Origin of the sequence: Nocardia sp. NPDC006982, from assembly GCF_042869435.1 — a bacterium.
In the GTDB taxonomy this organism is placed as follows: Bacteria; Actinomycetota; Actinomycetes; order Mycobacteriales; family Mycobacteriaceae; genus Nocardia.
The window spans coordinates 38,677-51,811 of sequence record NZ_JBIAFV010000015.1 but is presented as its reverse complement, the minus strand read 5'-3'; the positions used below and the strand labels follow the sequence as shown (position 1 = coordinate 51,811).

General features: G+C 66.3%; 5 protein-coding genes. All 5 read right to left on the bottom strand.

The features are described 5' to 3' along the window. Positions 1–37: 37 nt before the first annotated feature. Positions 38–802, bottom strand: coding sequence for an ABC transporter permease (locus tag ACFYOW_RS38475; RefSeq protein ID WP_387295123.1), 765 nt, complete (start codon positions 800–802; stop codon positions 38–40). Further along, positions 799–1,563: an ABC transporter permease gene (locus tag ACFYOW_RS38470; protein WP_387295121.1), complete on the bottom strand. Its 765-nt coding sequence runs from the start codon at positions 1,561–1,563 to the stop codon at positions 799–801. Before ACFYOW_RS38470 ends, ACFYOW_RS38475 begins: the two co-directional genes overlap by 4 nt. Continuing rightward, positions 1,560–2,516: an ATP-binding cassette domain-containing protein gene (locus tag ACFYOW_RS38465; RefSeq protein WP_387295119.1), complete on the bottom strand. Its 957-nt coding sequence runs from the start codon at positions 2,514–2,516 to the stop codon at positions 1,560–1,562. The genes ACFYOW_RS38470 and ACFYOW_RS38465 overlap by 4 nt, the downstream gene beginning before the upstream one ends. Further along, positions 2,513–7,069 (bottom strand): amino acid adenylation domain-containing protein, encoded by a 4,557-nt coding sequence (locus ACFYOW_RS38460; RefSeq protein ID WP_387295117.1) that lies wholly within the window; start codon positions 7,067–7,069, stop codon positions 2,513–2,515. The genes ACFYOW_RS38465 and ACFYOW_RS38460 overlap by 4 nt, the downstream gene beginning before the upstream one ends. A 70-nt stretch (positions 7,070–7,139) precedes the next feature. Then, positions 7,140–13,133 (bottom strand): amino acid adenylation domain-containing protein, encoded by a 5,994-nt coding sequence (locus tag ACFYOW_RS38455; protein WP_387295115.1) that lies wholly within the window; start codon positions 13,131–13,133, stop codon positions 7,140–7,142. Positions 13,134–13,135: the final 2 nt, after the last annotated feature.

The window sequence follows — 13,135 nt, the reverse complement described above, 5'->3', positions numbered from 1 at the left end:
ATGTAACTATCAAGCTGGGCCCCACTCAGTGGACCGCTCAGCCCTCCGCAGCCTTGCGGTAACCGCGTACCGCGAAAGCGCCGAAGACCAGGGCGAGCCCAACGGACCAGGCGATTGTCTGCAGCAGCGGGGTGGCGATGGGGCCGCCGATCGTGCAGCCGCGCATTGCCTCGATGGCGCAACTCATCGGCTGGACGCGCACCACCGGCTGCAACCAACCCGGGTAGTTCTCCACGGGTACGAATCCGGAATTGAAGAACATTCCGAGCAGCACGAGTGCCGAGAACAATTGCACGACCTTGTCGCCCGCCTTGCTGACGCCGACGGTGATCACCATGGTGGCGAAGCCGGGAATCAGCAGCACCGGAACGGCGAGCGCACCGAGCACGCCCAACCAGCCCTGCTCGAAGCGCAATCCGAGCGCGACGCCGAGGACGACCACGATGATCGTCGCGATCAGCGTGCGTCCGCATTCGGCGAGCAGCCTGCCGATCAGTCCGGCCGCGCGGTGCACCGGCAGCACCCAAAAGCGCCGCAGCAGACCGCTTTCCCGTTCCGCGTAGAGCGAAAGGCCCGTCCCCATGGCACCGTACATCGCGCCGGTGACCGCGATCATCGGGACGAAACCGTAGATGGTGTCCACGCCGGAGGATGCGCTGAGGAATTTGTGGAGCACCAGTTGGTACATCAACAGCAGCAGGACCGGCACGATCACGGTCGAGGTCAGCACCTCCTGTTCGCGCGGCCAGCGTCGCAGCAGTCGGCCCGTTTCGACGAAGCTCTGGTCGATCAGTGTTTTCACGGCCGTCGCCCTCCCACCCAGACCGAGATCGCGGTGAACGCCACGATCAGACCGAGAATCCAGGCCACCGCAACGGCGACGGCCGAGGTGTATTCGCCATCGGCGAGATCGCGCAGGGCCGCAGCGGCCTGGGAAACCGGCTGATTGCGAACGAAGGGCTGGATCCAACCCGGAAAACCTTCGGCCGAAACGAAACCCGTGGACATCATGATGAGCAGCAGTTGCGGTGCCAGCAGTGCGGACGCGCCGACTTCCGGCTTACCCGTGGCGACGCCGAGTGTGTCGGCACCGATGACCAGTGCGACGGCGAAGGCCAGGGACAATGCGATGAAGACGAGAGCCGCTGCCGCACTGTGGAATCGGAATCCGAAGGCCGTGCCGATGACCAGCGCTCCGGCGAGTCCGGCCAGCGCGCGAGCCAGATTCGCGGACATCCGTGCGGCCAGCGGCACCCACGATTTGACCGGCATGGACCGCATGCGAGTCCCCATGCCGCTGAAGGTGTCTCGGGCGGCACGGTCGGCCGCCGACATGGCGGTGAAGAACATGCCCTGCAGCACGATCACCGGCAGCAGGTACTGGGCGTAGTCCGCACCGGTCTGCTCCATCGACTTGCGCAGCGGGACATAGAAACAGACGAAGAAGATCATCGGCGCGACGAAACCGAAGGGCAGATCACCCTCGCGGACCGCAGCGCGCACGGTGCGACCGCTCAGCGCGGTCCACTGCATTCCGGCCGGAATGGTGACTGATTCGGTCATGCGGTCGCCAACCCGGGCTCGTCGGTGGTGAGCTTGATGAAGACCTCGTCGAGTGACGGTCTGCGCAGGGCGATATCGATGAGTTCGATACCGGCCTCGGTAATGCGGCGCAGCGCCTCGGCCAGCGTGGCGGCACCGTCGGGAGCGGGGAGCGACACCCGGTCCTCGGATTCGGCGACGGTCACCGTGCCGAGTCCGTCCAGTGCGGTGACCACGGCGGGCACGTCACCCGCGTCGACCGGTACGACCTCGCAGTGGCTCGAACCCGAGCGGGCCTTGAGTTCGTCCGCGGTGCCCTCGGCGATGACGCGGCCCTTATCGATGACGATGATGTTGTCGCTCAACGCATCCGCCTCTTCGAGGTACTGCGTGGTGAGCAGGATCGTCACCCCCTGTTCTTTCAGCGAACGCACCAGCGACCAAACGCCCTGTCTGCTCACCGGATCCAGGCCGGTGGTGGGTTCGTCCAGGAAGACGACCTTGGGCGGGCGCACCAGCCCGCAGGCGATATCGATGCGTCTGCGCATACCGCCGGAGTAGCCGCCGACGCGACGATCGGCCGCCTCGGTGAGATCGAACTGTTCGAGCAGTTCGGTGGCGCGGACCTTGGCCTGTTTCGGACGCAGACCCATCAGGCGGCCGAACAGGACGAGGTTCTCCCGGCCGGTCAGCACCTCGTCCAGGGCGGCGTACTGGCCGGTGAGCATGATGGATGCCCGCACATCGGCGGCCTCGCGCACGACGTCGTATCCCGCGACCAGGGCGCGGCCCGCATCGGGCTTGGTGAGCGTGGACAGAATGGAGACCGTGGTGGTCTTGCCCGCGCCGTTCGGGCCGAGTACGCCCAGCACACTCCCGGCCGGCGCCGAGAAACTCAGGCCGCGCACGGCGTGGACGTCGCCGAAGGACTTGCGGACGTCCTCGACCACGATGGCGTTTTCGATCGCGTTCATCGTTCTCCCGGAGTTGCGCTTGGTATGGCGGCGGCGACTGCGGTGATGCAGCGCTGCCAGATGGTGGCGAAACGGTCGATCTCGGTGGTGTCGAAAAGTGCGTCACTCCAGCGGAACAGGGTGGCCAGCTGGGGCCCGTCGGCGCCGGGGTAGACGGCGACGACGAGGTCGAGTGCGTAGCGCAGCGGCATCTCCGGTTCGGGTGCGACCGGAAGCCGTTGGTGCAGAGTGAGGTCGGTGATCGGGGTCCACGGACCCGATGCGCCTGCGGTGAGGTCCATGCGGCCCAGGTAGTCGAGCATTACCTGGGGATCGGCGTGCGGCTCGGTATCGCCGTAGCGCAGCAAGCCGTAGTCCAAGCCCTTGTTCGGAACGCTGTCAAGCTGTGCTGCAACAGCTTTCAGCAAGCCAGCGGCTTCGGCCGAATCGGATTCGGCGCGGGTGATATCGAGTGTCCAGCCCGTGCCGACGCGCAATGGGTACACGGTGGTGAACCAGCCGACCGTCCGCGATGTGTCGACGTTGCCGACGGCGGCGTCTGCACGGCCGTGGCCTTCGAGGGCGACCAGTGCGCCGGTGGAGCCGTCCTGGTTGCGTTCGAGTCGCCAGGTGGTGAGCGCGATTGCCAGTGCGGTGAGCAGCAATTCGCGCATGCCGAGGTCGCTGCCGAGGTCGTCGAGGATGCGGCGGGTGGTGTCGGTCGGCATGAACGACGGCGTGAGGCGGTAGGCGGACCAGGTGTCGCGGGTCGGATCCGGGTGGCGCAGGCCGAGTTCCGGATCGGGGCCGGTCAGCTGGTCCGACCAGAAGTCGCGTTGGGCCGATACTTCCGGTGCGGTGCTGCGCTTGTCGAGCAGTTCGGCCCAGCTGCGGTAACTAATCAATTCTGATGCGACAGTGGGGGTTTGCCCCTCCGCGATTTGCGACCATGCGTCGGCCAGATCCGCGAGGATGATGTGCCAGGAGACGGGATCAACCGCGAGGTGATGGATCGACAGCAGCAACACATCGCGGCCCGCGAAGCGGACGGCCTGAATCATGGTGCCGGTCTTCGGATCGATGCGATCGATCGCCGCTCGTGCATGCTTCTCGAGTGCGGTACCGAAGTCACCGGATTCCCGAACCTCGTGCAGGATATCGGCGGCGCGCACGCTGCCCGGCGCTCTGGTTTCGAACCTGTTTCGGGTCCTCGACAGCCGGCCGCGCAGCATGTCGTGACCATCGAGTAGTGCCTGTAGCACCGCTTCCAACTGGGCCCGATCAACCTCGGCGGGCAGCGATACCAGCGTCGAGAGTGCGAGCCTGCGGAAGCCGCCGTACTCGCACATCCAGGACATGATCGGCGTCGGGAGTACCTCGCCGATCTCGGTCGGGCTGTTCTCCTGTTGTGCCGCACGGGAATCGATGGCGGTGGCCAGATCGCGGACGGTGGGGTTGGTCATGACCATGGCCGGGCTGACCGAGAGTCCCGCGCGTCGCACCGCGTTCACCAGGGAGATGGCGACAATGCTGTCCATGCCGAGTTCGATGAAGTCGTCATCGATGCCGGGGGTACCGCCCAGCGCCTCGGCGAGCGCGCGGCACAAGGTCCGCTCGGTATCGGTGCTCGGCAGGGTGCGTTGGGCGGAGCCCTGTAGGGCCTGCAGCGCCAGCGCGTTCAGCGCTCGGACATCGAGCTTTCCGTTGCGGGTGACCGGCAGCTCGGGCAGCGCAATGACCCGCGCCGGAACCATATACGCAGGCAGGCGCTCCGCGAGGCGGGCACGCAAGGTGGCCGAATCAGTACTGACCGCGAAGGCGACAAGACTCTGGCCGCTCGGCCGCTGCACGACCAACACAGCGCCCGCACGAACCTGCGGCAGCTGCAGCAAAGCCGTTTCGATATCACCGATTTCGATTCGGTAGCCGCGAATCTTGACCTGGTCGTCGGCTCGGCCGAGATAGGCGAGATCGCCATTCGGCAACTGCCGCACCAGATCACCGGTGCGATACATGCGAGCGCCGGATCGGAAGGGGTCGGCGATAAAGCGATCCGCGGTGCCGGCGGCCTTACCGATATAGCCGCGGGCCACCTGAGCGCCGGACAAGTACAGCTCACCGACGACACCGCGCGGCACCGGCCGCAGCATGGCATCGAAGACGTAAGCGGACATGCGATCCACCGGTCCGCCGATGGTGGGCTGGGCATTGCCCGGCTCGTTGCGACCGGTATTCACCGTCGCGACCACCGCCTCGACCGTGGTCTCGGTGGGGCCGTAGCAGTTGTAGACCGCGGTACCCGGCAGCGCGCGCAACTGCTCCCACATGGGCGCACCGATGGCCTCGCCACCGAGGGCGAGCACGGTCAGTCGCTCACCGTCCACCAGACCGGCGGCCGAGAGCTGGGTGAACATGGACGGCGAGGTGTCGATCATGTCGATCTGGTGGCCGACGATGCCGTCGACGAGGCCCTGCGCATCGCGCATTTCGGTCTCGTCGAACAGGTGGACGGCGTGGCCGTCGAACAAGCCGATCATCGGCTGCCAGGAGGCGTCGAAGCTCAGCGACCAGGCGTGTGCGATGCGCAGCCGGCGGCCGAGCCGGGCCACCGCCGGGCGGTATACGCGGTCGCGGTGGTCGGTGAAGTAGCTGTTCAGAGCGGCGTGGGTGCCGATTACGCCCTTGGGTTCGCCGGTCGAGCCGGAGGTGAAGATGAGATAGGCGGCTGTCTGCGGGGCGACCGGGCGGTAGGGCGGGATGGGGTGGTTCGCGATTCGCTCGGCGACGGCGGAATCATCGAGTACCAGGATCGAGTGTGTGGTCTCGCCGAGCAGGTTTGCGGACTCCCCAATTGCCAGAATGAGTTTCGGATCCGCTTGGCGCAGTATGGATTCGATGCGGGCAGCGGGAGCCGAGAGGTCGACCGGCACATAGGCTCCGCCAGCTTCCAGTACGGCGAGGATCGAGATGATGGATCGAGCCGATCGCGGTAGCGCGAGCGCGACAACGGTTTCCGGGCCGACACCATTGGTGGTCAGCTCATTCGCCAGTTGCCCAGCAGCTGCACGCAATTCACGGTAGGTGTAGCGATCCGAACCCGTGCTCAGTGCGATCGCATCCGGGGTGTGGGCGACCTGGTTCAGGAAGAGCTCGTAAGCCGTGCCATTCGCGCAGACGTCCTTCTCGGCAACGATGACTTTCTCATCGGCCAGCAGGACGTCCAGTGCATCGGGGCTCGAATCGCCATGATCGGGCAGCTGACGCAGCACCGACAGGATCCGCCGGCCGATATCGCCGACCGGGAAGTGCGGCAGGGCTTCGGCAATCGCCTCGAGCATGACGACGAGCGTGCCGTCGTTCAGATGAGACACCACCGAAAGCGGGTAGTGCACCAGACTTTCCATGGCCACCGGCAGGAAGCGGGCGCCGCTCGCGGTGACGATCGGATCGGTGGCCGCGCCGATGGGTGCGTTCTCGAAGACGAACAGCACGTCGAACAGCGCACCGTGCCCCGCCGCGCGCTGAATGGTCGACAGGCTCACATATCCCGCATCCCGCATGGCCGCCGATTCACGCTGCAGCTGTGCACATTGCTGGGCGACGGTGCTGGTCCGGTCGATGATGACGCGCGCGGGCACGGTATTGATGAACAGCCCGATCATCGTCTCGACGCCGGACAGCGCATCCGGACGGCCGGAAATGGTCGTGCCGAAGACGACATCGCGTCGACCGGTGAGCCTGCCGAGGACGACAGCCAAGGCATACTGCACAACGGTATTGACGGTCAGGCCGTTCGCCCGTGCCCAGTGCACCAGCCGCGCGGTTTCGGCATTGTCCAAGCTGAATCGGCTGCGGCGCGGAATCGCCGCGCCGACTTCGGTTGCCGTACCGGCGGCCAGCATGAGCGGACCGCTCAGCGGCGCGAGGTATTCGGTCCAGCTGCGGGTGATGGCGGCGGTGTCCTGCGCGGCGAGCCAGCCGATGTAGTCGCGGTACGGCCGGGCCGGTGGCAGCGAATCCGTCTGTCCCCCGGCGTCGTACACCGCGATCAGCTCGCGGAAGAACACCGCGACCGCCCACCCGTCCATCAGGATGTGATGCGCGGTCACGATCATTCTGTGCCTACCCACCCCGCCGACTCCGCAAGCTCCGTCGGCTGCCATCCCCCGGTGCCGTTCGTCGGCCAGCGTGACCAGGGTAATCCGCAGAGCCGGACCGCGAGAGAGGTCGAACCGCTGCTGCCGGTCGGCCTCGGCGATGGCATCGAATTCCGCGGGTAGCGCGGAGATTTCGAACCAGGGCAGATCCACCCAGGTCGGCACGATCTGCACCGGCTTGGGTAGATCCTTATCCCAGAACGCTGCCCGCAGATTGGCGTGCCGCTCCAGGATCGCCTCGGCGCTGCGACGCAGCATCGGCACGTCGATCGGACCGCCGATATCGATGACGAACTGCATCGTGTACAGGTCGACCCCGTCGGCGGCCAGCCGCGCCAACGAGAACAGTCCCTCCTGCAGTGGGCTGAGCGCGAGCACATCCTCGATTTCCGCCGGGACGCTCCGGTCCACACTCATCGCAACGCCTTTCGGCCCATGGACATCGCATCGCCCTTCGTCGGGTCCGCCGCTCGGAAGAAATCGCCCCTCATTGCGACTGCTTCCATGCCGCACCCAATGCGGCCAGCGCGTCCGAGCCGAGGCCGGACACGCTCATCGCGGCGTGCTGGTGGTTATCGGTCGGCTCCGCGGGCTCGGCCTGCACGCCACCGTTACCGAAGGTGTCGCCGATGGTCGTAGTCACCCCGGTTGCTAACGCTTCGTCCACTGCGGCCGCGAGTTCGGCGATGGTGAGGTGCTCGAATACCAGCTGCGGAGACAGCGGGAGGCCGAGCTCATTGGCGCGGGCCGACCACTGGATGGAGATCACGCTGTCGCCGCCGAGTGCGAAGAAGCCGTCATCGGCGGTGACATCCTCGATCTCGAGCAGTTCCTCGAGGATCGCAATGAGCTGCTGTTCGGTCTCGGTGTGCTCGACATCGGAAGATGCTGTGCCCGTGCTGGTTTCACCGGAACTATCGGTCCGGAACGCGAGCCGCCCCGCGGTATCCCAGCGCGCCCGCTGCGTCGTGCGGAACAACCGGGCTCCCGGCAGGTGCGGGTCGTCGATGAACGCGACTGCCGAATCCTCGACGTACCCCTGAGCGAGCCCGACACCACCGACATACACATCGCCGTCTACGCCGGGCGCGACCGGTCGCAGGGCTGCATCCAGCACCAACAGCCGAGCCCCTGGAATGGGTCGCGCGCGTCCGCTGCCATCGACCGCACCGCGTGCCACCGCACCCGCGTACTCCGGAATCCGGAAGTCGAAGGTGGCGACCGAACCGGCCGCGAACGCGGGCAGCAGGTGGGGAAGCGCTGCGGGCCAATCGGTTCCGACGACCTCCCAGCTGCGCACCGACGGCAGCATGGAGACACCGGTCTGCACGAACCGCGACAGCGTGACCGGCTCGGCGACCACATGGGTGACCGAATGCGCACCGATCAACTCGACGAGCGCGACCGGATCTTCGCGTTGCTGTTCGGTGGTGAGGATCAGCGTCGCTCCATCGGCGAGCGCGGCCAGCAACTCGACTTCGATCTCCGATTCCGTCCAGGGTGCGGCGACGAGTCGCACATCCGCCGAACCCGTGGCCCGGTCCAGCGATTCGCCGCGGAGATCGGCGGCAATGGCGCGTCGATCGGCCACCGCGGCCGCCAGCGCCTCCCAGTCGAAGACAATGTGCGAAACCGCGATGGTCCCACCGGTATTCGCAACCGCATCCAATGCGGCTAGCCTGCGCACCACCCCGGCCGCCGAAGCACCATCGGGCACTTGCGCCGAGCCCCCGCCATCGAGCTGTTCGAACAGCTCGCCATAGGTGAGCGTCTCGGTACCGCAGCGCAGGGCGATCCGATCGGTCGGCACCCCGCGGCCACGCCGGATCAACTCGGCAATGCCCGGCGTCCAGGAGAGCTCCACACCGGTGGCCCATTCACCGAGGACCCGTTGCCGCTCGGCGGCGGGCATGATGTCGAGCTCACCCACCGTGCTGTCGGGGGCTTCGGCGAAGGCCGTCAGTACGCGAAGCATGCGCTGCGCGAACAACTCTCCGGTCGCAGGCTCGTACAGATCGGTATTGACGATGACGCTGGCATCGAAGCCGCCGTCGGAGCCCGCGAAGAAATTGATGCTGAGGTCCAACAGCGAGGTGTCGAAATCCAATGGCAATACCGTCAGCGCGGTGTGCGCGTCCAAGCCCTGACCCGCAGTGTCCCAGTCCTCTTCGCGGAAGTGCATCATGGCCTGGAACAGCGGATTCCTGGACCGGGATCGCGCCGGATTCAGCGAGTCGACCACGCGTTCTATCGGGATGTCCTGATTGCTGTACGCGCCGAGCGCGGTGTCGCGGGAGCGCTCCAGCACGGTCCGCAGCGTCGGATCGCCGGACAGGTCATTGCGCAGCACCACCATATTGGCGAGCAGTCCGACCAACTCGGCGGCGGCCGGATCGACCCGGCCCGCGATCGGCGTGCCGAGCGGAATATCCACACCCGCACCCAGTTTGTGTAGCAGGGTCGCGACCGCGGCCTGGTAGAGCATGAATTCACTGCCGCCGCTCGCCTCGGCCAGGGCCTCGAGCTTGCCGCGCAATGCGGCGGGCACCGCGAACGGCACCACATGTCCGTTCTTGCCGAGAATGGCGGGACGCGGGCGATCCAAGGCGACATTGATCTCGTCCGGCAGACCGGCGAGTGTGTCGCGCCAATAATCCACCTGGGTGCCGAGCGTCTCGACCACCTCGCGCTGCCACAGCGCATAGTCGGCGTACTGCACGTCCAGGGGCGTCCAGTCCGGATCAGCGCCTGCGGTGCGTGCACGGTAGGCGGTGGCGAGGTCGTCCAGAATCGTCCGGAACGACCAGTGATCCGCCACCAGATGATGTACGAGCAGCGAGAGTACGTGGGTCTTGTTGTCCAGCACGAAGATTCGCGGTCGGATCAGCAGCTCGGCATCAACGGCGAAGCAATGCCCACCGGCCGCGGCGAGTTCCGCACGCAGCTTCTCCGGATCGTCCAGCTCCGTCACCGGCACATCGATCGGCCCGGCGGGCAGCACCAATTGATACGGCACGCCACCGTTCTCGGGGAAGACGGTGCGCAGCACCTCGTGCCGGGCAACGACATCGCCGAGCGCGGCGGTCAGCGCATCGAGATCCAGCGGACCGTCCACCCGCACCGCGAATGGAATGTTGCCGATTGCACTCGGCCCCTCCAGCCTGCGCTGGAACCACAACGCGAGCTGCGAATAGGACAGCGGAATATGCTCGGGCCGTTCCCGTTTCAGCAAGGCGGGCACGGCAGCGCAGGCCGGTGCCGGCGTGGCTTCGATGAGCGCGGCAAGTCCCGCGACAGTCGGGGTGTCGAAGGGTGCCCGCACATCGATCTCGACGCCGAATTCGGTGCGAATCCGCACGACCAGGCGGGTGGCCAGCAGCGAATGCCCGCCTAGTTCGAAGAAGGAATCGTCCGCGCCGATCTGCTCGCGGCCGAAGATCTGCGCGAACAGGCCCGCGAGCCGGATTTCGGTGGCGGTGCTCGGCTCCCGATAGCGGCGTGTGGTGGCGCGTTCCGGATCCGGCAGCGCGCGACGGTCGAGTTTGCCGTGCACGGTCAACGGGATCTCGTCGATCACCGCAAAGGCACTGGGCACCATGTACTCCGGCAACGTCGCTGCGGCGTGCCTGCGCACCTCGTCGATATCGAGCGTCGGCTCCGAAAGATCACTGTCCGCAACTACATACGCGGCCAGCATCGCACCGACGGCCGCGTCCTCGACCGCGATGACGACACAGTGGCCGACACCCGGACAGGACGCGATGGCCGCCTCGACCTCGCCGAGTTCGATCCGGAAGCCACGCACCTTGACCTGCTCATCGGCCCGGCCGACGAATTCGATCTCACCATTGGCATTGCGTCGCGCGAGATCGCCGGTCCGATACAGCCGAGCGCCCGGCGCGAACGGATCGGCGACGAACCGATCTGCCGTCAGCCCGCGCCGATTCAGGTAGCCGCGCGCCAATTGCGCTCCACCCAAATAGATCTCACCGACCACACCCGATGGCACCAACTGCAGCGCCTCGTCGAGCAGATACACCGTGACGTTCTGATTCGGCACACCGATCGGCACGATCCGCGTGCCCTGCGGGCCTTCCACATTCATGTGCGTCGCACACACGACCGCCTCGGTCGGACCGTAGTGATTGCGCAGTTCGGCATCGAAGACGCCGGCGAACTTATCGGCCACCTCCCCGGGCAGCGCCTCACCTCCCACCGGAACATGCCGCAGCGCACGCCATTCGCTCACCTCCGGCAGCAGCAGGAAGGTGCTCAACATCGACGGCACCATATGCAGCACAGTGACCCCGCAGCGGGTGATCAACTCGGCGACATACGGAATATCGCGGAAGGCATCCGGCTTCGGGATGACCAGCCGGGCGCCGAGCGTCAGCGTCACGAAGATATCGAGCAGGGAGGCATCGAAGCTCACCGAGGAGGACTGCAGCAGCCGGTCCTCGGCGGTCATACTCCATTCCGCGACGAAGCCCGCGAGATGTTCGGCGATCGCGGCATGGGACACCGGCACGCCCTTGGGCTTTCCGGTGGAACCGGAGGTGTAGATGACGTACGCCAGATGGCCGGGCAGCAGCGGCCGCACCCGGTCCGTGTCGACAGGATCGGTTTCCGGAAGCTCGACGGCCGCGGCCTCGGCGGCGGCCAGTTCGGCCCGCCCGAGCACCAGCCGGGGCGCGGCATCCTCGACCAGGTAGTCGATGCGATCGTCCGGGTAGGCCGGATCGATGGGCAAGTAGGCCGCACCGGATTTGAGCACACCCAGCACCGCGACGACGAACTCCACCGAATTCGACAGCCGCAACCCGACGATGTCCTCGGTGCCCAGTCCACGCCCGATCAACCAGTGCGCCAAACGATTGGCACGGCGATTCAGTTCGACATAGCTGAGTTCGGTGTCGCGTTCGGCGGGGGCGACGATGGCGAGCGCGTCGGGCGTTGCGGCGACCTGGTTTTCGAAGAGCGCGACCATGGTGGTCGCTTCGGCCTCGACAACCGGGCCGTGTGACAGTTCGAGAATCGCGGCACGATCCGCCGCGCCGAGCATATCGATATCACCGAGCCTGCGATCGGGATTCGCGAGCGCGCTGTCCAGCAGCTGCACATAATGGCCGAGCAGCTGTTCCACCAGGGCACGGTCCAGATCGGCGATCCGGTACTCGGCCTCCAGATAGGCGCCATCGGCTTCGGTGACTACGGTCAGCCCCAGCGGAACCTGCGCCACAGCGCTACCGAGATCCAACAGCGTCGCCTCGACACCCACGAGATCGAAGCCCTGTGCGCTCCTGCGGACCCCGAAGCCGAGTCGGACCAGCTGCTCCAAACCGTTCCGGCCGCCGACGCGATCCGGATTCGCCTCGCGCACAACGCGATCGATGCCGACATTCTGGTGTGCGAAGGCGCCGACACAGGTGTCGCGAATGGTTTCGGTGAAGCGAGCGAAGGTGTCCTCGGGGCCGATGGTGGCACGCAGCAGCAGCGTATTGCCGAAGTAGCCGATCAATGATTCGGCGGCGGCATCACGGCGCACGGTCACCGGGACCGATACCAGGAAATCCGTTGCCGCGGTGTAGCGATGGATCACCGCGTCATAGGCGGCCAGCCACACCATGAACGGGGTGGCGCCGTGCGCACGCGCGAAGGCCTCGACCCGGCCGACGAGTTCAGCGGGCAGCGGCAAGGTGCACCGATCGGACTGCTTGGCCGCAACTGTGGCGACCGTGGCCGGACCAGGAAGTTCCAGGGATTCCGGCAGTGGGCGCAGGGTTGCGCGCCAGTAGTCGATATCGGCGCTGTCGTTGTCGGCGGCGATATCACCGAAGACTGCGACGTCGACGAATTGCGCACGGTCGTCCTGGACGGACTCGGCGCGGTAGGCGGCATTGAGTTCGGTGAAGAAGACGGCCCACGAGTCGTCGTCCCAGCTGATGTGATGCGCGACCAGCAGCAGGGCGAATTCATCGGCACCGATGCGCACAAGGCTGACGCGCAACGGCGACTCGGTCGCGAGATCGAACGGTCGGCCGAATTCCCGGCGGGCCAGCACTGCCAGCCTGCGCAACCGGCCGGATTCCGGCAGATCGGTCAGATCGTGTGCCTGCCAGGACAGTTCGAGATCGACATGGACGATCTGGTACGGCTCGCCGTTCTCGTCGAGCCCGTAGGTGGTGCGCAGGATGTCGTGGCCGTTTACAACGGCCGCTACTGCGTCACGCAGCCGCGCCTCGTCGAGCGCACCCGTCAGCCGGTAGGCCACACAAATATTGAGGGTCGTGTCCTCCGGATCGCGGGTCTGCAGAAACCACATGCGCCGCTGCCCGGCCGAAAGCGGGTGACGCTCACCGGGTTTCGATCTGCGAAGCGGCGCATTTCCGGAAGTCGGTGCGGTTAGGCCACTTTCGGCCAAACGCTGACGCAGCAGCGCCTTGCGGCGGTCCAGCACGCTCGCTGGCTCGTTGTTCGACATCG

Coding starts and splice junctions, on each gene's coding strand:
- ACFYOW_RS38470 (WP_387295121.1), bottom strand. CDS start 1,563: ATGACCGAATCAGTCACCATTCCGGCCGGAATGCAGTGGACCGCGCTG.
- ACFYOW_RS38465 (WP_387295119.1), bottom strand. CDS start 2,516: ATGAACGCGATCGAAAACGCCATCGTGGTCGAGGACGTCCGCAAGTCC.
- ACFYOW_RS38460 (WP_387295117.1), bottom strand. CDS start 7,069: ATGAGTGTGGACCGGAGCGTCCCGGCGGAAATCGAGGATGTGCTCGCG.
- ACFYOW_RS38455 (WP_387295115.1), bottom strand. CDS start 13,133: ATGTCGAACAACGAGCCAGCGAGCGTGCTGGACCGCCGCAAGGCGCTG.